General features: G+C 62.4%; 18 protein-coding genes and 1 pseudogene. 9 read left to right on the top strand and 10 right to left on the bottom strand.

Annotated features, from left to right (window positions below; genetic code table 11):
• Positions 1 to 135: 135 nt before the first annotated feature.
• Entirely contained in the window at positions 136 to 438 is a 303-nt protein-coding gene (locus tag CUJ84_RS09620; RefSeq protein WP_199788798.1) for a hypothetical protein, read from the bottom strand.
• Between the two features lie 145 nt (positions 439 to 583).
• Between CUJ84_RS09620 and CUJ84_RS09625 the strand changes: the two genes are divergently transcribed.
• The 6 genes from CUJ84_RS09625 (at position 584) to CUJ84_RS09650 (ending at position 6273) form a co-directional block, all read left to right on the top strand.
• On the top strand, positions 584 to 979 hold the full coding sequence (locus tag CUJ84_RS09625; protein ID WP_105006007.1) for a hypothetical protein: 396 nt from the start codon (positions 584 to 586) through the stop codon (positions 977 to 979).
• Positions 980 to 1178: 199 nt separating this feature from the next.
• Positions 1179 to 2009 carry a metallophosphoesterase family protein gene (locus CUJ84_RS09630; RefSeq protein ID WP_105006008.1) on the top strand — a complete coding sequence of 277 codons (831 nt, stop codon included), beginning with the start codon at positions 1179 to 1181 and terminating at the stop codon, positions 2007 to 2009.
• Positions 2006 to 3232, top strand: a complete 1227-nt coding sequence (locus tag CUJ84_RS09635; RefSeq protein WP_105006009.1) for an ABC transporter ATP-binding protein — start codon at positions 2006 to 2008, stop codon at positions 3230 to 3232. Before CUJ84_RS09630 ends, CUJ84_RS09635 begins: the two co-directional genes overlap by 4 nt.
• Positions 3225 to 4148: a carbohydrate ABC transporter permease gene (locus tag CUJ84_RS09640; RefSeq protein WP_105006010.1), complete on the top strand. Its 924-nt coding sequence runs from the start codon at positions 3225 to 3227 to the stop codon at positions 4146 to 4148. Before CUJ84_RS09635 ends, CUJ84_RS09640 begins: the two co-directional genes overlap by 8 nt.
• Positions 4145 to 4981: a carbohydrate ABC transporter permease gene (locus CUJ84_RS09645; RefSeq protein WP_105006011.1), complete on the top strand. Its 837-nt coding sequence runs from the start codon at positions 4145 to 4147 to the stop codon at positions 4979 to 4981. Before CUJ84_RS09640 ends, CUJ84_RS09645 begins: the two co-directional genes overlap by 4 nt.
• A gap of 26 nt (positions 4982 to 5007) precedes the next feature.
• Positions 5008 to 6273, top strand: a complete 1266-nt coding sequence (locus CUJ84_RS09650) for an ABC transporter substrate-binding protein (protein WP_105006012.1) — start codon at positions 5008 to 5010, stop codon at positions 6271 to 6273.
• 71 nt (positions 6274 to 6344) lie between these two features.
• Here the strand turns inward: CUJ84_RS09650 and CUJ84_RS09655 are convergent, their stop codons facing one another.
• Complete coding sequence (locus tag CUJ84_RS09655; protein ID WP_105006013.1) at positions 6345 to 7313, bottom strand: substrate-binding domain-containing protein; 969 nt, start codon at positions 7311 to 7313, stop codon at positions 6345 to 6347.
• A gap of 302 nt (positions 7314 to 7615) precedes the next feature.
• Between CUJ84_RS09655 and CUJ84_RS09660 the strand changes: the two genes are divergently transcribed.
• Positions 7616 to 10462 (top strand): M16 family metallopeptidase, encoded by a 2847-nt coding sequence (locus CUJ84_RS09660; RefSeq protein ID WP_199788819.1) that lies wholly within the window; start codon positions 7616 to 7618, stop codon positions 10460 to 10462.
• Between the two features lie 14 nt (positions 10463 to 10476).
• Here the strand turns inward: CUJ84_RS09660 and CUJ84_RS09665 are convergent, their stop codons facing one another.
• The 3 genes from CUJ84_RS09665 to CUJ84_RS09675 form a co-directional block, all read right to left on the bottom strand.
• A complete protein-coding gene (locus CUJ84_RS09665) occupies positions 10477 to 11157 on the bottom strand; it encodes a GNAT family N-acetyltransferase (protein ID WP_105006015.1) in 681 nt (226 codons plus the stop codon).
• Positions 11157 to 11645, bottom strand: coding sequence for a MarR family winged helix-turn-helix transcriptional regulator (locus tag CUJ84_RS09670; protein ID WP_105006016.1), 489 nt, complete (start codon positions 11643 to 11645; stop codon positions 11157 to 11159). Before CUJ84_RS09670 ends, CUJ84_RS09665 begins: the two co-directional genes overlap by 1 nt.
• Before the next feature lie 118 nt (positions 11646 to 11763).
• The gene (locus tag CUJ84_RS09675) at positions 11764 to 12930 is read right to left on the bottom strand and encodes an MFS transporter (RefSeq protein WP_105006017.1); all 1167 of its coding nucleotides are present in this window, start codon (positions 12928 to 12930) and stop codon (positions 11764 to 11766) included.
• A 216-nt stretch (positions 12931 to 13146) separates the two neighbouring features.
• Between CUJ84_RS09675 and CUJ84_RS09680 the strand changes: the two are divergent.
• Positions 13147 to 14053: pseudogene (locus tag CUJ84_RS09680) on the top strand (agmatinase).
• A 52-nt stretch (positions 14054 to 14105) separates the two neighbouring features.
• On the opposite strand, the gene plsY reads toward CUJ84_RS09680, so the two are convergent.
• Positions 14106 to 14765, bottom strand: coding sequence for a glycerol-3-phosphate 1-O-acyltransferase PlsY (gene plsY, locus CUJ84_RS09685; protein WP_105006018.1), 660 nt, complete (start codon positions 14763 to 14765; stop codon positions 14106 to 14108).
• Between the two features lie 158 nt (positions 14766 to 14923).
• Here plsY and CUJ84_RS09690 point away from each other — a divergent pair, with 158 nt between their 5' ends.
• Complete coding sequence (locus tag CUJ84_RS09690) at positions 14924 to 16432, top strand: winged helix-turn-helix domain-containing tetratricopeptide repeat protein (protein WP_105006019.1); 1509 nt, start codon at positions 14924 to 14926, stop codon at positions 16430 to 16432.
• Between the two features lie 29 nt (positions 16433 to 16461).
• On the opposite strand, the gene CUJ84_RS09695 is transcribed toward CUJ84_RS09690, so the two are convergent.
• The 4 genes from CUJ84_RS09695 to CUJ84_RS09710 form a co-directional block, all read right to left on the bottom strand.
• On the bottom strand, positions 16462 to 16989 hold the full coding sequence (locus CUJ84_RS09695; RefSeq protein ID WP_105006020.1) for a YidB family protein: 528 nt from the start codon (positions 16987 to 16989) through the stop codon (positions 16462 to 16464).
• Between the two features lie 160 nt (positions 16990 to 17149).
• Positions 17150 to 17491 (bottom strand): hypothetical protein, encoded by a 342-nt coding sequence (locus CUJ84_RS09700; protein WP_105006021.1) that lies wholly within the window; start codon positions 17489 to 17491, stop codon positions 17150 to 17152.
• 183 nt (positions 17492 to 17674) lie between these two features.
• Positions 17675 to 18355: a peroxiredoxin-like family protein gene (locus CUJ84_RS09705; RefSeq protein ID WP_105006022.1), complete on the bottom strand. Its 681-nt coding sequence runs from the start codon at positions 18353 to 18355 to the stop codon at positions 17675 to 17677.
• A 73-nt stretch (positions 18356 to 18428) separates the two neighbouring features.
• A complete protein-coding gene (locus tag CUJ84_RS09710; RefSeq protein WP_105008138.1) occupies positions 18429 to 21671 on the bottom strand; it encodes an adenylate/guanylate cyclase domain-containing protein in 3243 nt (1080 codons plus the stop codon).
• Positions 21672 to 21789 lie beyond the last annotated feature (118 nt).

Consider the following 21789-nt stretch of genomic DNA (forward strand, 5'->3'; position numbering starts at 1 on the left):
CTCCACGGCGCACCATCAACACTCGAAAAGGCCGTCTGGTTCCGTTTATAAACTCCGAATTATTAATAAATTAACCATAAAACTTAAGGGCAAGTGTATCGCCGCATCGATCCCGTCATTCTCGCAAGGGTGACATTAGTGGACGACTGATGACGAGGACATCGACGCCAGCATCCCCTCGGTCGCCCGGATCAGCCGCGCTGTGCGCGCCATCACTTCGGCTCCGGCCTCTGTCTCGGCAATCGCGGTTGCCATACTGTCCAGTCCGTCCGCCACCTGGATCAGCCTCGGCAGCATATCTGCGCGTCCGACCGCCTCGGTCGATCTGGCGAGCTTACGCAGCGTCTCCGAATAGCTCGATATCAAAGCGAGTTTCTCGTCTGCGGGAATATTGGAGAACGAGCGTTTCTCGGAAGGCGACAGCGGCAATTTCGGCATGGATGCGACCTGTTGAACTGCGTGTGAACTCGCATCGCCGCTTTTTGTTCCGAGCCGACCCATTGTGCCGAGGGCCGATCGCTTGCTTTGAAATGGAACTCCGGAGCTTGCTTGCCGTTGAGATGCATGAACACAGGAGGTTTCCATGCAGTTGATCGATACGCGAGTGACACAGGCCGGCGACATTTTCACCGTAGAATTTTTGGGCGAGGGAGGAGAATCGATTTCCGTCAAAATTGATAATTCTCACGGCGAGCTCGACGATACGACGGCGGTCGATCACGCCAAGGTCATGATGGTTCAGCTGACCTCTTTTGCCGACCGTGAAGCAGATGGCAGCATCAACCGTTACGATGCATTGAGCAACGGCAATTTCGACGAAGGCAGCAAGGGTTTGATCGGCCAGCCGAGTGCGCGTTCGACCGGCGACAGGCAAACGCTGGAGGAGGAGCTCAACGAGGGCCTCGAGGACAGCTTTCCTGCAAGCGACCCTGTCTCGGCAACGGTGTCGTCCATTCCCGCCAACGCGCCACGGCACTGATTTCACCGCGATCCTAATTCCAAATGCAGGCGAAGGCTGCCCCGGCTCCGGCGGGCAGCCTTCTTCTTACATGACAGATTGATGTCAAAACTGAGAAACAGCTGAAAACTTCAGCTGTGTGATTGACATGGGAGCCTTCTAGAGAGGGCACGAGAAGGGGGCGCGGGTGACGCGCTGCCGACGTCTCGGAGACGCGCCCATGAAAATCATTCAGATCACCGACACCCACTTCAGCCCAGACAAGCCGCATTTCAACGGCAACTGGGCGCCGCTTCTGACCTGGATCGAAGAGACCGGCGCAGACCTGATCGTCCATACCGGCGATCTCACCATCGACGGCGCCGACAAAGACGCAGACATCACCTTTTCGATGGATCTGATGCGCCAGGTATCGATCCCGATGCTGATCGTCCCCGGCAATCACGATGTCGGCCACCTCAAGGGATCGGACCAGCCCGTCAATGCCGAGCGGCTGTCCCGCTGGCGCAGCCTTGCCGGCGACGACCGCTGGCTGGAGGATGCGGCCGGCTGGCGTTTCATCGGATTGAACTCATTGCTTCTCGGTCATGAGGATGACGAGGAGGAGGCTCAGTTCGAATGGCTCCACCGGGCGCTCTCCGACAGGGCAGGGCGGCGCGTCGCACTCTTCGCGCACAAGCCGCTCTTCGTCGATGCACCCGACGAAGGCGATACCGGATATTGGAGCGTTCGCCCGGCTCAGCGCCGGCGGCTCTATGATCTGATATCAGCCCATGACGTGGCGCTGTTTGCGAGCGGCCACCTCCACTGGGCCTGGCAGGGTCGCTTCGACAATACCCAGCTGACATGGGGTCCGTCGGCCGCCTTCATCATCGACAAGATGGAGCGCGAGATGCCGGGCGAACGCCTGATCGGTGCGGTCGTCCACGAATTCGATACGGCGGTTGAAAGCACGGTCGTTGCCGTTCCCGGCATGACCGCATATGTGCTGGACGATGTCGTGCACGAGGTCTATCCCCAGGCGGTGAAGCAGCGGGAACCTGTCGAATGAGCGCGCTCTCGCTTCGCGGCATCACCAAGGCTTTCGGCGGCAACCAGATCCTCGATGGCGTCAGCCTGGATGTCGCCGACGGCGAATTCATCGCGCTGGTCGGCCCTTCCGGCTGCGGCAAGAGCACGCTGTTGCGCGTCCTTGCCGGCCTCGACTATGCCGACCGCGGCGAGATCCTGATCGGCGGGCAGGACATGTCCGGCGTTGCCGCCGCCGACCGCAACATCGCCATGGTCTTTCAGTCCTACGCCCTCTATCCGCATCTGACGGCCTCTGAGAATATCGCCGTGCCCTTGGCGATGCGCCGGCTGTCGAGAATGCAGCGGCTGCCCTTCATTGGGTCGTTGACGCCGGGCCAGCGCGCCACCCGCGCGGCGATTGCCCGCGACGTCAGGGATATGGCGACATCGCTGAAGATCGACCACCTGCTCGACCGCAAGCCCGGCCAGATGTCGGGCGGCCAGCGCCAGCGCGTGGCGCTCGCCCGCGCCATGGTGCGCCAGCCGAGCATCTTCCTGATGGACGAGCCGCTCTCCAACCTCGACGCCAATCTGCGCGTCTACGCCCGCGGCGAGATCGTCGACCTGCATCGCCGCGCCGGCGTGCCGACGCTCTATGTCACCCATGACCAGGCTGAAGCGCTGTCTATGGCCGATCGCGTCGCCGTGATGATGGGCGGAAAGCTGCTGCAGATCGCCAGCCCTGAGGTCATCTACGACGATCCCGCCCATATCGAGGTCGCCCGCTTCATCGGCCAGCCGCGCATCAACCTGCTGCCGGCCTTTGCCGAAGGCGGCGTCATTCTCTGCGGCGGCCTGCGCCTGGCGCTTGAAAATGCACCGGACAGAAAGATGCCGGTCACCATCGCCATTCGCCCCGAATTCGTCTTCCTGTCCAAGAACCGGCATGACGGCCTTGCCGCCCGGATCGAACGCGTCGAATTCCTGGGCTCCGAAGTCATCCTCCATTGCCGGCTCGAAGCGATCGGAGAGACTGTCGTTGCCAAGGTTCAACCGTCGGAAGCCTCCGGCCTTGCTGCCGGCGATCCGGTCGGACTGCGGCTTTCACCCGGCCGCACCCTGATCTTTGCCGAGGACGGCAGCCGGCTACCCGGCGGCGTTGCTGCTGGTGATGCCGGGCTCGGCGCCGCCGATGCCGGGCTCTCCAACAGCGATGCCGGGCTCGCTGCAAGCGATGCCCAGCGGGAGAGGGCGCATGGCTAGCATCGTCTCCATGGCCGTGCCACACGATGCCGCCGTTGCGCATCGGCGCAGCGAGGCCCGCATCGCCTGGATGCTGGTGCTGCCGGCGATGGCCCTGCTGTTCCTCTTCGTACTTCTGCCGGTCGCAGCCGTCATCGTGCTCGGCTTCACCGATTTCGAACTCGGCTACGGCAAGTTCCGTTTCGTCGGCTTCGAGAATTACGCGCACCTGATCAGTGACCGGACGTTTCGCAAGTCGCTCTGGAATACGACGGTCTATACCGCGATCGTCGCACCTGTCTCGATCCTTCTCGGCCTTGGCATCGCCATGCTGATCGAGAGCGAGACCAAGGCGCGCAGCTTCTTCCGCACCGCCTATTTCCTGCCGGTCGCCTCCTTGATTGTCGCCATGGCGACCGTCTGGCAATATATGTTCCACCCCACAATCGGGCCGGTCAACGCATTGCTCGCCCTCGTCGGGCTTCCCGGCCCGAACTGGCTGGGCAGTTCCGGCACGGTGCTTTACAGCCTCTCGATCATCGGTGTCTGGCAAGCGGCCGGTTTCAACATGGTGCTGTTCCTCGCCGGACTGACGGCGATCCCGCGCGAGCTTTACGCGGCCGCCGAAGTGGATGGGGCCAGATCCTCCCTCGACCGCTTCTTGCTGGTGACCTGGCCGATGCTTGGGCCGACGACGCTCTTCGTCATCACCATCAGCATCACCAATTCAGTCAAGGTCTTCGAAACGGTGAAGACGCTGACCGACGGCGGCCCGAACAAGGCGTCGGAAGTGCTGCTCTTCACGATCTACCAGGAAGGCTTCGTCTATCTGCGCGTCGGTTATGCCTCGGCGATGACGGTGGTCTTTCTGCTGATCCTGGTGGTGCTGATGTTCTTGCAGTACCGCGTTCTCGATCGCCGGGTGCATTACACATGATGACCAGCGCTCTTTCCCTCGGCAGGATCATCCGCCTGACCCTGCTTTCCCTCGGCGCGATCATCTTCCTGTCGCCCTACGTCTTCATGATCTCGACGGCAGGCAAGGCCCAAAGCGACATCTTCACCTCGTCGCTGTCGCTGATCCCGGCGCACCTGACCTATGTCGAGAATTTCACCAAGGCCTTGAGCCGGGTGCCGATGGCGCAGCTCTTGTGGAACGGTGTCGTCGTCTGCGGGCTGATCTTCTTCTTCCAGGTGCTGGTGGCGATCCCTTGCGCCTACGCCATGGCGAAGCTGCGCTTCGGCGCTGCCCGCGCCATGATGGTGCTGGTGATGCTCGGCCTGCTGGTGCCGATCCATGCGACCGCGCTGCCGCTCTATGTCGCCTTCGATCGCGCCGCGCTGCTCAACAGCTATGCCGCCCTTGTCGCGCCCTTCACCATTTCGGTCTTCGCGATCTTCATGTTCCTGCAGTTCTTCCGCGCCATGCCTGACGATCTGATCCATGCAGCGCGTCTCGATGGCATGTCGGAACTCGGCATCGTCGCCCGCGTCATCGTGCCGAATGCCTGGCCGGCGGTCACCGCCTTCGCCATCTTTTCGGTCGTTGCCCATTGGAATGATCTCTACTGGCCGCTGATCGTCATCAGCAAGCAGGACTACGCCACGCCGCCGCTCGGTCTGATGTATTTCCGCGCCGCCGAGGCCGGCGACGACTACGGCGCGCTGATGGCGGCGACCCTCATCATCACCCTTCCCCTCGTCATCGCCTTCCTGCTCGCGCAGAAGCGCTTCGTCGAGGGCATCACCATGACCGGTCTCAAAGGCTGACCGGTTTCAACCCAGGAGAACGAGCGATGAAACATATCACCCAGCTTCTCGCCGCAGCGGCCGTCTCGATGGCAATCGCGCTTCCCGCGCACGCCGAGACGACGTTGACGGTTCATTACCCGATGCCGGGCTTCTTCAAGGACGTGATGGACACGATCTCGAAGAAGTTCATGGAAGAAAATCCCGCTATCAAGATCCAGTTCGCCAGCCCGTCGGCCACCTATGAAGAAGGCATCCAGACGATCCTTCGCCAGGTCGGCACCAGCGAAATGCCCGATATCACCTTCATCGGCCTCAACCGCCTTCGTATGCTCGACGAACGCGATGTCGCCGTCGACCTCGGTCCGCTCGTCCAGAAGGACGGCAACATGGCCGAGCAAGGCTTCTCCGACACGATCCTCAAGCTCGCCCAGGTCAAGGGCAAGCAGGTGGGCCTCGCCTTCGCGACCTCCAACCCGATCATGTATTACAACGCCGATCTCGTGAAGGCGGCCGGTGGCGACCCTGAAAATCCGCCGAAGACCTGGGATGAAGTCATCGCGCTCGGCGGCAAGATCAAGGCGCTCGGCAATGGCGTCGATGGCATCGATTTCCGCTGGCAGGGCGACGACTGGATGTTTTCGGCACTGCTCTTCGGCGCCGGCGGCAAGATGCTGAGCGATGACGAAAGCAAGGTCGCCTTCAACGGTCCGGAAGGCCAGAAGGCCGTCGAGGTACTGCATCGCCTGGTTACTGAAGGCGGCATGCCTGTTTTCACCAAGGCCGCCGGCGAACAGGCTTTCGCAGCCGGCAAGGTCGGTTTCGAGTTCCAGACGACAGGCGCGCTGCGCAACACGATCAAGAATGTCGGCAACAAGTTCGATCTGCGCACGGCAAAGATCCCGCTGATCGATCCGGTGAACGGACATCTGCCGACCGGCGGCAACGCCGTCGTCATCCTAACGCATGACGCCGCCAAGCAGGATGCTGCCTGGAAGTTTGCCAAATTCGCCGCCGGCCCTTACGGCGCCTCGGTCGTCGTGCCCGGCACCGGCTATGTCCCGAACAACGAGCTCGCCGCGAAATCGGCCGATTATCTCGGCGACTTCTACAAGCAGAACCCGCTGTTCCAGGCAGGCCTCAGCCAGATGCCGGTGATGATCCCGTGGTATGCCTTCCCCGGCTCGAACGGCGTCAAGGTCACGCAGACGATCGTCGACAACCTCTCGCGCATCGTCGACCAGTCGGCCGAACCGAAGGAAGCGCTCGACGACGCAGCCGCCGATGTCGAGGACATGCTGCCGCGCAGCTGATCGCCTTCCTTACTGGGAATAGGGCAGGGCCGCCACGCCGAGCGTGTGGCGGCCTTCCTGTTTCGCAAGCGTTAGATGGCGCGCACCGTGCCGCCGCGGCGCAGCGTATAGGCGACATCGAGATGGCGGGCAGGGGCGGCATTCTCCGCCATGTCGAGCAGCAGCGAGGCGGCCGTCGCGCCCATGCTGGCATCCGGCATTTCGATGGTCGTCAGCGGCGGATCGATCAGCCGGCCGATGGCGATGCCGTCGAAACCGGCGACTGAAACATCCTCAGGCACCGACAGCCCCTCGCGCTTCAGCGCGCCGATGACGCCGAGCGCCAGCAGATCATTGGAGGCGATGATCGCCGTCGGTGCAAGCGAGCTCATCGTGACGCCAAGATCGAGCTGGTCATAGCCGCTGACAAAGGGGATCTGCACGGCATCGAGGGGTGTCAGCCCGTTCTCGGCCATGGCGTCGAGATAGCCGCGGTAGCGAAGATGGGCGCGGTCGGAGGCGGCAAAATTGCCGGAGAGAAACAGAATGCGGCGATGGCCCGTGCCGATCAGGAAGCTTGCGATCTCGCGGCCCGCGCCGCGATTGTCGGCGGTGACGGCCGCCGGAAACTGCGCCGTCGGCAGGTTGTTGAGCAGCACGGTCGGCGGGAGCTTCGCAAGCAGCGCCTTGCTGGTCGAGGGGTCACAGACGGTGAGGATCAGCCCGGTCGGCCGGTCGTTCAAAAGTGCGGCGACGGCATCGGCCTCGCGCGCCGGATCGTAGTTCGACTGGGCGATCAAGACGCCATGGCCGGCCACCAGCATGCGGTTCTGGATGCTCGACAGCGACGAGGCAAAGACCGGATTGGTGATGCTCGGGATCAGCACGCCGACCACGGGCCTGCGCCCGAGCCGGCCGGCGGAGTGATAGCCGAGTTCAGCGGCCGCGCGGCGCACCTTGCGCACCATCAGGTCGCTGGCGGGGCCGTTGCGGTTGAGAACACGGCTTGCGGTCGCCAGCGAGCATCCTGCCCGGAACGCGACCTGCTCCAATGTCGCCATCGAAAGCGCCTCCTGGTAACAGCATCGAGGCGCAATCCTTTAGGCGGGTTCGATGACAATGGTCTGACACCTAGAGCATGATGCCGACAAGTGTGAGCGGTTTTCGGACGACATCATGCTCTAACTCTTTAATTGAGAACAGGATTCAGATTTTAGGCCGACCGGGCCTAAAATCATCGTGTTCTAGGCAGAGTTATCGACTTCTTATTTATTCACACACATGGAAGTTGCTGGGGAATGCAACCTGTGGAATAGTCAGATTGACGCCATCTACCCTCTTCATTCTCATCACCTGGACAAGAATGTCTCACAAAAAAATGGAATGCTCCACGGTGTGGTGGTTTTGTGCGACGGTCTCGCTTGTCGCAAACTTCGCGTTGCCAGCCTATGCGGACACCCCGTCCGTGCCCTGGCCACAAACGCAAAGCGACATGCAAGCCGAGCCCGATGTGCATTTTGGCACGCTCGCCAACGGTATGCGGTTTGCGATCATGCGCAATGTCACGCCGCCCGGACAGGCAGCTATCCGCTTTCGCATTGGCTCCGGTTCGCTCGACGAAAACGACGACCAGCAGGGCCTGGCGCATGTTCTCGAGCACATGGCCTTCAAGGGTTCGACACATGTCGCCGAAGGGGAGATGATCCGTATCTTGCAGCGCAAGGGCTTGGCCTTTGGACCGGACACCAACGCCCATACCTCTTATGACGAGACCGTCTATGCGCTCGATCTGCCCGAGGTCGATGCAGACACGGTTTCGACGGGCCTGATGCTGATGCGAGAAACGGCGAGCGAGCTTAGCCTCGATGCCCGCGCTTTCGATCGCGAACGCGGCGTCATCCTGTCGGAAGAGCGGCTGCGCGATACGCCGCAGTATCGCGCGTCACTCGGAATCATGAATTCGCTGCTCGCCGGCCAGCGCGCGACCATGCGCGCGCCGATCGGTAAAGCTGACATCATCAGCAATGCGCCCGTGGACCTCGTCCGTGATTATTACCGCGCCAATTACCGACCTGATCGGGCAACGCTGATAGTGGTGGGCGATATCGACCCCGCCGCCATGGAAATCGAAATCCGGCAGCGCTTCGGCGACTGGAAGGCGGTGGGTCCTGCGCCGACAAAAGTGGATCTTGGCGCGCTGGAGACGAAGGGCGAAAGCGCCGAGGTCATCGTCGTTCCCGGCGGCATGACCAGCATACAGATCGCCTGGACCCGTCCCTTTGACGCCGTGCCTGACACCTTCGCCAAGCGCCGCGCTGAGCTTATTGAGGATCTCGGTTTCCTGGTGCTCAAACGTCGGGTGAGCGCCATCGCCAGCAAGGCGAATGCTCCTTTCATCAGTGCGGACGTCGGCTCACAGGATCTCCTCGATTCCGCCCATGTCGTCCTGATCGCGGCGAATTCGGAGCTGGACAAATGGCAGGCGGCGCTCACGGCCATTGACCAGGAACAGCGCCGGATCCAGGAGTTCGGCGTTGCGCAGGCGGAGATCGATCGCGAAATCCGCGAATATCGCTCGGCCCTGCAGGCTGCTGCGGCCGGAGCCGCGACGCGGATGACCACCGACATTGCTTCCATGCTGGCTAGGAGCGTCGATGACGATCAAGTCTTTACCTCGCCCGCCGAAGACCTCTCGATGTTCGAGACGATGACGAACGGCGTCACGGCGGACGAGGTCAATCGGGCCCTGCAGCGTGCTTTCTCCGGCAACGGTCCGCAGGTCGTGCTACAGGCGGACCAATCACCTGAGGGCGGAGCCGACACGGTTCGGCAAGTCTATGACGCGTCAAAGGCCATTGCCGTCTCGGCACCATCCAGTGCAACTGACGTCGCCTGGCCCTACACGCATTTCGGCGAACCGGGCGCTGTGGTCGAACGCCGTGCGGTTGAAGATCTCGGCTTGACCATGGTGCGCTTTTCCAACGGCGTACGGCTTACCGTCAAGCCAACCAAGCTGCGTGCCAACGAAGTGCTGGTGCGCGAAGATATCGGCCGCGGTCGGTTGGACCTGCCGCCCGACCGTTCCGCCGCGATCTGGGCATCTCCGGCCGTCGTGCTGTCCGGCGTAAAGGCCTTGGATTACCAGGATATACAGAAAGCGCTGACGGCCAACATTGTCGGCGTCGATTTCTCGGTCGGCGACAGTTCCTTCAGGTTCGACGGTCGTACACGGACTGAAGATCTTGCGACGCAGCTGCAGCTGATGAGCGCATATACCTCCGATCCCGCCTATCGCCCCGAGGCGTTCAAGCGTGTGCAGCAGGCCTATTTGAGCGGCCTCGATCAGTATGACGCGTCGCCCGGCGGCGTTGTCAGCCGCGATTTCGCAGGTCTCGTGCATTCCGGCGACCCGCGCTGGACCTTCCCCGACCGCGCGCAGTTGTCCGCCACCAAGCCAGACGATTTCGAGGCTCTGTTCCGGCCCATGGTTTCCAATGGCCCGATCGACATCACCATCGTCGGCGACGTAACGGTGGACGACGCAATCCGGCTGACGGCTGAAACCTTCGGCGCTTTGCCGCCGCGCCCGGAGACGGCGTCGAGCAACGATCGGGACGACGTGCATTTTCCGGCGACGACCGAGAAGCCCGTTTTGCAGACCCATAACGGCAGGGCGGATAATGCCGCCGCCGCGGTAGGAGCTTCCATCGGCGATTTGCTCTCCGATCTGCCGCGGTCCTTCACCGCCAATATTGCCACCCAGATTTTCCAAAACAGGTTGATCGACCAGTTTCGCATTGCAGAAGGAGCAAGTTATGCCCTGCAGGGCGATGTTGAACTTTCAAGGGAAGTTCGCGGCTACGGCTACGCATATTTCTACGTTGAGACCGACCCGGCAAAGGTTGCGCGCTTCTATGCACTTGTCGACGAGACCGCCAATGATCTGCGGTCGCATGACGTTTCCGAAGACGAGCTCGCGCGCGCCCGGGAACCCATCATCGAGACATTGAAGCATCAGCAGCAGAGCAACGAATATTGGATCGCATCCCTGCACCACGCTCAGGCGGATTCGCGTCGTTTGGACCGGATACGCGATAGTCTCAGCGGCTACGGCAGGGTCACCGCCGGTGATATCCGCGCCTTTGCCGCGGCCTATTTGAGCCCGGAAAAATTCTGGAAATTCGAAGTGCTGCCGGCGGTGGTACGATAGGTGGTGAGCACCGCTCAGGAACGGCGTTTGACCACGCGCATGTTCATTTCCGAGCGAAGAGCGAAGCCCTGCGTTTCGTAGAGGGAAATGGCCGAGGTATTCGCCGCATACGCATGCAGATAGGCCGTGTCGCCGGTGGATGCGATTTCGCCGGCGACGAAACGGAAGAGCAGGGTGCCGAGGCCGCGCCCCTGGAAATCGGGATGGGTGCAAAGCCCGCTAAGCTCGGCAAAGCCAGTCTGCCGCATCCGCTGCCCGGCCATCGCCACCAGGCGGCCCTCGCTTCTGATCCCCCAGAAGCTGCCGAGGCTCTGGGCTCGCAGGGTGAACGGCCCGGGTTTGGTCAGTGTCGCCAGCGCCAGCATGTCGGCGGCATCGGTCTCCGTCAGGGGCTCGATGCGCGGATCTGAAATCCTCTCATGGGGCCGCTCGGCCACCATCTGGACCACCGATGCCTCTGTGACGACGGCTAAGCCCGGTGGAATGGCGATCGGTCCCGCCTCGACGAGGATCATGCTCCCCTCCGGCGCCGGCAGCTCCTCCAGGGCGTCGAGGCTTTCCGGCGCATCGTCGGCGGACGCCGCGAAGGGGACGATGGACGGCGGGTACCGCCGTGCCTTTTCACTGCCTTCTGCGAGATCGGCATGTGCGGTTTCCAGCGCGCTCCAGATCGGCCGGTCGAGAATATGTTTCATCATGTTTCCTCCTTGACAGGGCTGCGGCGCGCAAGCGGCGCCACCGCAAGCCCGTCCTCGATGGCGGCCAACTGTTCGAGGATCGGTCCGTCGAGATCGCCGCAGAGATCGGCAACAGCGGCGGCGATGCGTGGCCAGATCACCTTCTTCGAATAATCGACGAGGTCCTGTCCCTTGGCGGTCAGCGAGACCAGTCTGCGACGCTGATCGTCCGGCGCCGGCTGCATGTCGACGTAACCGAGTTCGAGAAGCTGGCCGGTGGTCCGGGTTGCGCCGGGCTGGGTGATGCCCACCGCCTGCGCAAGCTCGCCGATCGTCAGCGGCCCGGCCCGGTCGATTGCAGCAAGGAACGGATACTGGCCCGCCTGGATGCCGAGACCGGCCTCGTCGATGACCTGCTGCGTATCGGCCTGCAGTCTCTCTCCGATGCGCCGCAGCCGGCTGCCCATGCACAGAAACCCCAGCGTCCGGACCACATCCTCGACCATGCCGACTCCCCATTTGTATTGGATGTTATATAACGTGTTATAGATTAAATGGCAAATTCTGCTGCGAAAGAGGTCGGCAGATGAGGACAGGGCAAGGCGGCCCGAGCAAGTGCCTCGATCAGCCCCGCCATTTCCTAGCCATCAGCAACACCGCCAGCACGGAGCTGAGCAGGCCAAGGGACAATGGCAGACCCTGATGTCCGATCAGTTGCATCGCCAGTCCTGTCGCGGGTGAGCCGACAATGCCGCCGATGCCCCATACCAAGGCGAAGGCCGCGTTACCGGCGATCAGGGCCTGGCCGGTGAAACGCTCGCCGAGCTGGATCAGCGACAGGGTGTAGATCCCGAACGAGACCCCGCCCCAGACGAAAAACAGCGGCCAGATGAGCCACGTGGTGAAGACCGACGGCAGCAGCAGGCAGCCGGCCAGGCAAGCCAGGATGCAGAATAACATCATCCGCGTCGAGCCGAACCGCTCGGCCACGCGCCCGAGCAAAATCTGCAGCACGGCATTGCCGGCGATGAAGCAGGTGATGAGCGACGCGATGCGTCCCTCGGCGCTGCCGAGTGCTGCGCCATAGACCGCGAACAAGGAAAGCAGGATCTGCTCGAAGGCGGCAGCCGTGAAAACCGCAAACAGCAGCAGCGGCGCCAATGCGAAGAAGCCGCCGACCGATGTTGCCTCGCCTTCGTCAGGCATCTCGGGCAGGCGAGGGGCGACGGCAAGCACGATCAGGCCGCAGAGAAGAAAGGCCGTGATGCCGATCATGAAGGGCGGCCATCCCTCGCTGCCGGCGAGGCCGAGCGACAGCGGGCCGATGGCGAAGCCACCCGAAACGACCGATGAATAGAGGCCCATGATCCGACCCCGGCGTGGCGCCGGCGTGATCGAAATCAGCCAGGTTTCGCTGATCACGTAGAGCGGATTGGCGAAGAAGCCGAGCAGGAAGCGCAGCGGCATCCAGGCCGAGATCTCCTGCATCCAGGCAATCGTAATCAGGGTGAGGGCGGCCAGGATCGAACACAGGATCGCCAGCCGCGCCCCGCCCACACGCCGCGACAGCGCCGGTATGAAGGGCGCGGATAGGATAAAACCCAACGGCGTCATCGCCGCCGACAGGCCGATCAGGCCCGATGTCGTTCCCTGCCGCTCCAGGATGAAGCTGAGCAGCGGATAGGTCAGCCCCTGTGCCACGGCGAATACCATGACGGTCGCGATGATGCCCGCCATCGCGGCCCATGGGATCCGATCCGCGCGCGCTGATGTGATGCTTTCGGCAGTCATGCAGATGTCCTCGTCAGACCGTATGGTTTGAGGGGCCGGGGAGCCTCAACGTCAAAGAGGATGAATTCTGCAGGAGCCGGGGAGCGTCGTACTTAAGTTTTCCCAAAAAGTTCTCAAAAACGTCCAAAGGGACTAAACAGGTCAGCATCGCATTTTGCCCCGACCGCAAGCCCTCACCACCGCAATTTCAGCCGGACATCATCGGGACTACAGCAAATGACCGCCTCACTTTCCTTTCTCGGCCTTCCCGATCGCCTCGCCGATGGGCGTTTGCCCCGTGTGGTGATCTTCGCAGCCGCTCACGGCAGCACCTATCCCGGCAAGGACAGCAGCGGCTACGCTCTGGCCGCTGATGCCATCCGCGCTGCGAGCCAGGACGATGCCCCGCTCGTCGAGCACTGGGATTTCAATCTCGGCGGCCCGCTGTTCGACGGCAGGCCGGTTTCCTGCATCGACGCCGGCGACATCCCAACCACCCTGCATGACAATGCCGGCAACCGAGCCCGGATCGAGGCGAAGACGCGCGATGTCCTGTCAATGCCCGCCGTTCCGATCCTAGTCGGCGGCGATTGTTCCGTGACCATTCCCTTCCTCGCCGGCTTTGCGGATCACGGGCCGGTCTGGATCTTGCAGATCGACGCCCATATCGACTGGCGCGACGAGGTGCATGGCGAGCGTCACGGCTATTCGAGCCCTATGCGTCGGGCGAGCGAGATGCCGCATGTCGTCGGCATGGTCCAGGTCGGCCTCCGCAGCGTCGGCAGCGCACGCCTCGCCGACATCGAAGCGGCGCGGGGCTACGGCAGCCGCTTCGTGACCGCCCGCGAAATTCACGCCGAGGGGGCCGAAGCCGCTCTCCGGCATATTCCTGAAGGAGCGCGGGTCATCGTCACCCTCGACTGCGACAGCCTCGATCCCAGCATCGTGCCGGGCGGCGCGTACGCCCGGCGGCCTCACTTACACTGAGGTGATCGACCTAATCGCGGGCCTCGGCAGGCGGGCCAGAATCGCAGGATTCGACCTTGTCGAGCTCTATCCTCCTGCCGACATTGATGGCCTCTCGGCTCTGACCGCCGCGCGCCTTCTGGTCAATGCGGTCGGCGCCATCGTCCGGCAAGATTGAAACCCTGCTTCCTCTGGTAGCAAGCAGTGCATGGTGCGGTGCGTTTTCGCTTCTAGGCGACCTTGCCCAGACGAGGCTCCGTCCCGGCCAGTAGCCGCCGAATGTTGGCGCGATGGCGGGCAATCACGTAAATGCCGCCTGTGATCACCAACAGCCGATAGGGCAGCGGCTGCTCCAAGCCGCAGACGAGAGTGATGGCCGTCAACGCCGCCAGCATCGAACTCAGGGAAACAATCCGGAAGGCCGCCAGCGCAACGCCAAAAACCGCCACAGCGCCCAAACCTACGGGCCATGACATCGCCAGCAACACGCCAAGCCCCGTGGCAACCGACTTACCTCCGGTAAAGGTGAGCCAGACCGAACGGCCATGCCCTAACAACACGGCAAGTCCCGCCAGGCAAACAGCCCAAGGCTCTAAGCTTTGCGGATCAAGCGCTGTCGGTGGCGTGCCCGATGAGACTGTCGAGAACCAAGGGTAAAACCAGCGGGCAAAGACGACTGCTCCCACACCTTTCAGGACATCGACCAGAAGCACCACCAATGCAGGCCATTTGCCGAGCGTTCGCAATACGTTCGTTGCTCCGGTGGATTTGGAGCCATGATCCCGGATATCGATGCCCTTGAGCAGTTTGCCCGCCAGATAGCCCGAGGGTGTGGAGCCGAGGAGATAAGCGATCGCCAATCCAACCGCACCCCCTATCCAGAAAACCATGGGAGTCACCTCGATGCACTATTTTCAGGCAGCCATCATTTGGTCGTCACCGCCATCAGCCATTGGCACATGATTTACACTGCTCGCGTCCGCGATGCCACGCGGCCTAAGCGGACGAACAGTTCCATCAAAGCTTTAAAGACTCTAGGATGCGCCTCATGCAGGGATCGCGTTATGCCTTTGGACCATTCGTGCTTGATCCGACTAAGGGGACGCTTCTTCGGAACGATGATCCCGTTGCCGTCGGCCACCGCGGAGTAAAGCTGCTTGCAGCGCTTGTCGGGCGGCCCGGCGAAATCTTGGGGAAGGCCGAGTTGATGGATGCGGCGTGGCCGGGCAGGGCGGTCGAGGAAGGCAACCTCACCGTCCAGATCGCGCAGCTGCGCAAGTTGCTCGGTCCGACCGGCGACGGCGGCGAATGGATCTCCACGGTGCCGCGCGTGGGCTACCGCTTCACAGGGGCCATCAACCAGCTTGGCGGCGTGAAGCGAAAAGCTTTGCCGCTGCCTGACAAACCATCGATAGCAGTGCTGCCGTTCCTGAATATCAGCAACGATCCCGAGCAGGAATCCTTCGCGGACGGGCTGACCGAGGACCTGATCACCGACTTGTCCAGAATGCCGGGCCTGTTCGTCATCGCCCGCAGCTCGGCCTTCGCCTATAAGGGAAAGGCCAGAGACGTAGGCGAGATCGCCGAGGAGCTCGGCGTGCGCTACCTGCTGGAGGGAAGCGCAAGACGCGTAGCAGGGCACGTGCGCGTCAACGCCAAGCTGGTCGATGCGGCAAGTGGCGATCATCTATGGGCGGAACGCTTCGATCGCAGCCTCGACGATATCTTTGCCGTTCAGGACGAGGTCACCGGCAAGATCGTCGAAGCGCTGCTCGGGCGGCTGCGCGCAGCACCATCGCGCAATCGGCCCAAAAATCTCGAGGCTTACGATCTCTGCGTGCGGGCGCGCAGGCTGATGGATGATACGCCGCAGGCGGCGCGGGAAGCGCATCTGATGCTGACGCGCGCGATTTCCCTCGATCCCGACTATGCCGAGGCCTATCGCTGGCTTGCCATGAACCACTGGATGGGAGAGGTGCATTCCGGCGGACCAACGCAACCCACCCGCAGCCTTGCTTTGGAGCTGGCACGCAAAGCGGTCGCGATCGATCCCAATGATGCCGGCTGCCGCTGGATTTTGGCTTACCTGCTTGCCTATGAGCGTAGCTTTGCCGAAGCGGATGCGGAATTCGCCAAGGCGATCGAAATCGATCCGAACGAGGCCGACACCTTTGCGGCACTATCCGACATTGCGGTCCTGGCCGGGCGGGTCGGGGAGGGCCTTGAGCATATCGCCAAGGCCTTCCGGCTGAACCCGTTTCCGGCAAGCTGGTACTATCTGACGCTAGGCCAGGCGCAATATGCCGCCGGCCAATACGTAACCGCCGTCGAGACGCTGCGCAGGGACGAGACCTTTCGGACAAGCTCACGCCGTTTCCTGGCGGCAAGTCTTGCCCAACTCGGCCGGCTCGACGAGGCGCGCGCCGAGGCCGAACTGTTCCTCGTCGCCAACCCGCATTTTTCAACCCGCCACTGGGCGGAGACCGAGCCATTCCGCGACGCTCGGACGCTTGAGCATTTTATTGACGGCTACCGCAAGGCGGGACTTCCGGAGTGACGCCGGCGCGCCTCGAAGACGGCTCGATGTTAGACGGTGCCGGGCCGCGCGGTCGATTGGCTCGCGAAAGACAAAAAATCCTCTTCGGCGGTGGGCAGTTTTCCGTTTGGGGTCAGGTCGTCGACAGCCTTGGGAAGATCGCGCTTCAGTCGCCCAAGAATCTCTTGATGAGAAAGGCCGGTATTGGCAGCGATCTCGTTGAGAACCTCCGGACCTAGTGCTTCCGCGAGCTGGCCGTCATCGATGTCGGCATTCGGACCGGGCTGTACCCACGACTCCACCTTGTCACCGTGACCATTCTGCTGAAACGTCTTCAGCAGGTCGCCCAGACCGCCGCTGACGATACCGCCGGATGTCAGCCCGCCGAGAAGACCGCCGAGACCGCCCGAGCCGCCCAGTCCGCCGAGAAGGCCCCCCAGCCCGCCGGGCTGCTGGTTTCCTGCGCCAGCCTGCTGAGGGTTCTGGATGCCCCGCAGGAGCTCCCCGATCTTGTCTCTGTTTTGGTAGCCGGCAACGGCAAGCACGGCGAGAAGCGCCTTCAATTGACCGCTCATCATGATGAATCCTCCTATGGTGCCTATGCAGCGCGGCGCGCTGCATGGACGCAATGTCCAGCGTGCTCAAAGGTTCCGCGCCGGTTTGGAAACAGGGCCGCGCCGTCCGCATTCGTTCGCGGCCTCGAAGACCCTGCCGTCCGCCTCATTGCTCAAGCAGCGGTCAGATTTCCGGGCAGCCGCGCCGGTTTGCAAAGGTCATTCGTTCCGGTCCACGGCGCGTCATCCCTTGCACAACGATACTGCGGGGAGACATGCGCACGATCTGCGCCCTGCGAAGTCCTTCGCCGCGTGCGATGTCGAGAGCGTCGTCTGGATCGCATCCTCGCGGTCCGCGCCGGTCATATCCGTCATATCGGTCACGGTCGCGATCACGGTCGTAAACGCCAACGCCACCGGGGCCGACACGCAACTCCAATTCCTGCGCCGCCGAGATCGTTGGCGAGATCGTTAACCCAGTTATCGCGGCCAAGCCGACCAGTACGAACTGAAGAGATTTCCGCATGAGTTCCTCCCACGTTGCTGTGCCATCGTAACGACAACATCGACGTGCGAGTTTTGTTCCTTGAGATGGGGCCCGCGCTGCGGGTGTCAGTCAGTCGGTATCGTTACAGCGTGATAGCCTGCGGAATTGTTGCAGCGCCATTGCGCCTGAAAAGACGCACGGCGCTGCAAGAGATCACTCGCTTCAAACAGCCATATTCGACGCTGCCGACATCACTTCCCGAGGGGCGGGACCGCCGAACATATGGCGGCCATCCTCCTCGACTTCCGTGAAACACCAGCGGACGATACCATCCCGATCGAGCAGGAATTCGCCGACGAGTTGGCCATGGCCGGTGGCGATCATCTGCTTGTCATCCTCGGTGAATTCATAGCCATCCGCCTTGTCGAGAAATTCCACCGCCGCCATCAGGTCCATGGGCGCTGGGAGCTCGTCCGGCATGTCGATGCGCATCGACGTCACCGCACTCATGCTGATTTTGTGCGGCCAGTCATTCTCGGCCTCGGTAAACTGAAGATTCGGCAGGCCGAAGGCCCTGTGCGATACCCGTTCCGGGTCCGAGGCCGCCAGCAGATTGGGAAGCGGATGGTAGCGGAAATAGAGGCGAGCGCGGTCGATCGGCGTGTTGACGACGGTCAGGCTGTCGATACCTTTCTCCTGCAAGGCATCGGTGAGTTCGGCCATGGCGGCAATCTGCCGGCGACAGAAGGGGCAATGCAATCCGCGGAACAACCCGACGAGCACCGGCTTCTGGCCGCGAAAATCGTCGATGGCGACCTTGCCCTGGCGGGTGATGGCATCCAGCACCACGTTCGGCGCGCGATCTCCCGGCTTTAATGGTCTTGCGGCGTGGTTCTCCTGCATGTTTCGTTCCTCCTTTTATGTTCTTGAATCGATTGCTTAATCGATCTTCGGCGATCACTGCAACGAGGACAAGTCAATCGAGAAACGGCAGGACGACGAGCGTGCCGGGATCGAGGTTGTGGCGGATGCACACATCCTGTGCCAGCGTGAAATATCGTTCCGCCTCGTCCATGTCGTCATGCTCAAGGCTGAGTGTCGCCAAGCCATCATAGCATGGAAAGAGCAGTTGCGGTTCATCAATTTCCTTCGCAACCTCAAGGGCTTCCTCGTAATACTTACGAGCTAGCTTCGGCTGCCCGTGGCATTGATGAATTTGGCCCAGCACGATCAGCGGCACGGAGAGATGGTCGCGCTGATCGAGCGCCCGGTCGATTTCGACGGCCCTTTCTGCAGCCGGTACACCCTCGGCAGCGCAGCGATCGGTGAAGGTGCAGCAGGCAACTGCGAGGTTGGCGAGAAGCCGCGCCTGGAAGCCGAGATCGCCGATACGGGTCGCGACCTCCAGTCCGCGCCGGCAGATCTTGATGGCGTTGGCCGGATCGACAATCGTGTAGAGAACGCCGAGATTGGAATAGGCGCGACAGGCAGCACTTTGCAGGTCGGCCTTTTCGGCGACGGAGAGGCTGCGCTCCACTTCCTGCACGGCCTCGCGGCGACGTCCGAGCCGCGCAAAGGCTGCACCCTTGGTGTTCAGCGCCTCCGCCATCGCTCGCGCTGTCTCCCGTCCGGCCTCGGTCGTCCCGTCGATCGGCAGCGTTTGCAGGCATTGCAGCGCCTGCGTCGCCCACTCGGCGGCCGCGGCCTGATCCCCCATGCGGAAGGCCAGATGGCCGCGCTCCTGCAGGACATGCGCACGTTCGACCGGCGCATCGATTGTTGCGATTATCGCTTCGGCTTCGGCCAAATGTGTCTCCGCTTGATCGCGGCGCCCGGCATCGAGATGCAAACGGCCGACCTTGCGCAATATCCGCGCTGCGGCGATAGGGTTGTTGTTGCGGTGGATCGCAAGCGCTCGCTGATAATGGTTCAAGGCAACGTCGCGGAGGCCGGCGGGACCGCAGAGATCGGCAAGACGCTCCAGCAGCGCGAGTTGCTCTGGTGTCACCTCCGCCTCGTTTGCGAGGGCCGCAAGGGCCTGACGGTAGAGGCGCATCGCATCGTCATTGGCGTAGGTTTTGCGCGCCAGATCGCCCGCCGCCATCAGATAGGTGGCCCCCTTGGCCTTTTCGGTGGTCAGGCTGAAGTGATGGCCGAGCTGCGCCAGATGCTCGGGCCGGTCGGGTACTGCGCCATATTGACGTTCCAGAACCTGACCGATCCGTTGATGAAGCTCCATGCGCCGTTGCAGCAGGAGATTATGGTAGATGACGTCGTGCATCAGCGTCTGGCTGAAGCGATAGCCCGGCGATTGCCCGGCATCGGGCCCGCGCAATTCCTCGATGATATTGGCATCGCAGAGATGATCCAACGCAGCATCGATGGCGGCCGGGTCCGTGGCGACGGTGCGGAGCAAGGCGGTATCGAACTTCGGGCCGACCACAGCCGCCTCTTGCGCCAGCCGTCTGATGTCCTGGGGCAGACGATCGACGCGGGCAAGCAACAGGGCTTGCAGATTCACCGGGATATCGACATCTGTGTCTTCCGCTGCGACATGCCAGCGCTGACCGTCATTGTGCAACGTGCCCATGTCGATCAGCGCCCGGAGGATTTCTTCGATGAAAAGCGGATTGCCGCCGGCGCGGTCGAGGATGCGCTTGCGCATCGTGACCGGCAACTTGCCATGATCCTCGCCGAAAAACGCAGCAAGCAGCTTCTGCCCGTCGGCCGCAAACAGTGGGGCAAGACGCTGCACGGTGACGCTGACACGATTGGAGTCCAGTGGGTCGGTCTGCGATGTCGGCCGGTAGATCGCAAGCAGCATCAACCGGCTGCGCTCCAGCCGGTCCATCATGAAGCGAAGCACTTCCAGCGAGGCGGCGTCCGCCCAGTGCAGATCCTCGATGACAAGCAGCAGAGGACCTTGCGCCAGCCGCCGCTCGAAGACGGTGCGGACAGCATAGAAGATCTGCCGCCGCAACTGCTCCGGCTCGATGTACCGCAAAGCGCCGTCGGGATCGCCGAGACCGAGGACATGCAGAAAGAGCGGCAAAAGTCCCTCGACATCCTCCTGCGTCAGATCGAGCGCGCGGAACCCCGTTGCCAGCAATTGCCGCGCCCTGTCGAGATCGTCTCGCTCGCCGATGCCATAGGCGCTGCGCACGACCGCGCCGAGCGTGCCATAGGATTGTTCGCCGAGCGGAGAGCAGGTCGCTTTGCGGATGGCGAGGCCCTGGAAGCGGGCAGCACTGCCGGCAATTGCAACGAATTCGTTGACCAGCCGCGACTTGCCGATGCCGGCTTCGCCGATCAGGCGGACAAGTTGCGCCGCACCGCCGCAGGCAAGGTCGAGGCATGTTAGCAACCGCGACATTTCCGTATCCCGTCCGATCATCGGTGCCTGAAGGCCGAGACTTTCGAGCCCGCGCGCCGTATGCGGCGCTTCCGACAGCCCTGTCAGCCGATGGACAAGGACGTTTCCGCTTTTGCCGCGCAACGCCTGCGCGCCGAGACTCTCGAAGGCAAAAGCATGGCGGGTGAGGCGATAGGTCAGCGGCCCGACAAGGATATCGTTTTCGCCGGCCATGGATTGCAGGCGTTGGGCGGTGTTCACCGTGTCGCCGGTCACGGAATAGGATTTTGCACTGACCGCACCGAAGCCGCCGGTAACGACAGGGCCGCTATTGATGCCGATATGCAGACGCAGCGGCACGCCGGCGCGTGCGTGCCAGCGCTCGCCGACCTGCGTCGCCCGACCGATCATATCAAGTGCGGCACCGAGCGCCCGGACCGGATCGTCCTCATGAGCGACCGGCGCGCCGAACAGCGCCAGCAGCGCATCGCCGACGAACTTGTCGACGAAGCCGCCATAGGCTTCGACTGCCTGGGTCATCTCTTCGAACAATTCGTTCTGCAGCACCCGCATGACTTCAGGGTCGATCTGCTCGCTCAACGTCGTGAAGCCGCAGAGATCGGCAAAGAGCACGGTTACCGGCCGCCGGTCGGCGTCGCCCTCCGATTTAGACAGTACCGCCTCGATCTTCGGCTTCGACGCGGGTTGCGCTGCGCCCGGTATCGACGCACCGCATCGGGGGCAGAAGGCAAAATCGGGCTGACAAGGATGGCCGCAGGCAGCACAGGAGAGTGGTTGCTTTGCGCCGCATCGCGGACAGAAAGCAAAACCACTCTGAATATCGAACCCGCAGCCGCTGCACTCCATCGGACGCATCTCACGAAACCCCGATGTACGGCTATTTCAGCCGCAACCAGCAGGCCTCAGACAGGGGACAAGCATGAACCTGCTGCCCCAGGCCCGCAAGCACTAAACAAGCGGCGGA

Source organism: Rhizobium leguminosarum, from assembly GCF_002953715.1.
Lineage (GTDB): Bacteria > Pseudomonadota > Alphaproteobacteria > Rhizobiales > Rhizobiaceae > Rhizobium > Rhizobium leguminosarum_V.

Coding starts and splice junctions, on each gene's coding strand:
- CUJ84_RS09620 (WP_199788798.1), bottom strand. CDS start 438: ATGCCGAAATTGCCGCTGTCGCCTTCCGAGAAACGCTCGTTCTCCAAT.
- CUJ84_RS09625 (WP_105006007.1), top strand. CDS start 584: ATGCAGTTGATCGATACGCGAGTGACACAGGCCGGCGACATTTTCACC.
- CUJ84_RS09630 (WP_105006008.1), top strand. CDS start 1,179: ATGAAAATCATTCAGATCACCGACACCCACTTCAGCCCAGACAAGCCG.
- CUJ84_RS09635 (WP_105006009.1), top strand. CDS start 2,006: ATGAGCGCGCTCTCGCTTCGCGGCATCACCAAGGCTTTCGGCGGCAAC.
- CUJ84_RS09640 (WP_105006010.1), top strand. CDS start 3,225: ATGGCTAGCATCGTCTCCATGGCCGTGCCACACGATGCCGCCGTTGCG.
- CUJ84_RS09645 (WP_105006011.1), top strand. CDS start 4,145: ATGATGACCAGCGCTCTTTCCCTCGGCAGGATCATCCGCCTGACCCTG.
- CUJ84_RS09650 (WP_105006012.1), top strand. CDS start 5,008: ATGAAACATATCACCCAGCTTCTCGCCGCAGCGGCCGTCTCGATGGCA.
- CUJ84_RS09655 (WP_105006013.1), bottom strand. CDS start 7,313: ATGGCGACATTGGAGCAGGTCGCGTTCCGGGCAGGATGCTCGCTGGCG.
- CUJ84_RS09660 (WP_199788819.1), top strand. CDS start 7,616: ATGTCTCACAAAAAAATGGAATGCTCCACGGTGTGGTGGTTTTGTGCG.
- CUJ84_RS09665 (WP_105006015.1), bottom strand. CDS start 11,157: ATGAAACATATTCTCGACCGGCCGATCTGGAGCGCGCTGGAAACCGCA.
- CUJ84_RS09670 (WP_105006016.1), bottom strand. CDS start 11,645: ATGGTCGAGGATGTGGTCCGGACGCTGGGGTTTCTGTGCATGGGCAGC.
- CUJ84_RS09675 (WP_105006017.1), bottom strand. CDS start 12,930: ATGACTGCCGAAAGCATCACATCAGCGCGCGCGGATCGGATCCCATGG.
- plsY (WP_105006018.1), bottom strand. CDS start 14,765: ATGGTTTTCTGGATAGGGGGTGCGGTTGGATTGGCGATCGCTTATCTC.
- CUJ84_RS09690 (WP_105006019.1), top strand. CDS start 14,924: ATGCAGGGATCGCGTTATGCCTTTGGACCATTCGTGCTTGATCCGACT.
- CUJ84_RS09695 (WP_105006020.1), bottom strand. CDS start 16,989: ATGATGAGCGGTCAATTGAAGGCGCTTCTCGCCGTGCTTGCCGTTGCC.
- CUJ84_RS09700 (WP_105006021.1), bottom strand. CDS start 17,491: ATGCGGAAATCTCTTCAGTTCGTACTGGTCGGCTTGGCCGCGATAACT.
- CUJ84_RS09705 (WP_105006022.1), bottom strand. CDS start 18,355: ATGCAGGAGAACCACGCCGCAAGACCATTAAAGCCGGGAGATCGCGCG.
- CUJ84_RS09710 (WP_105008138.1), bottom strand. CDS start 21,671: ATGGAGTGCAGCGGCTGCGGGTTCGATATTCAGAGTGGTTTTGCTTTC.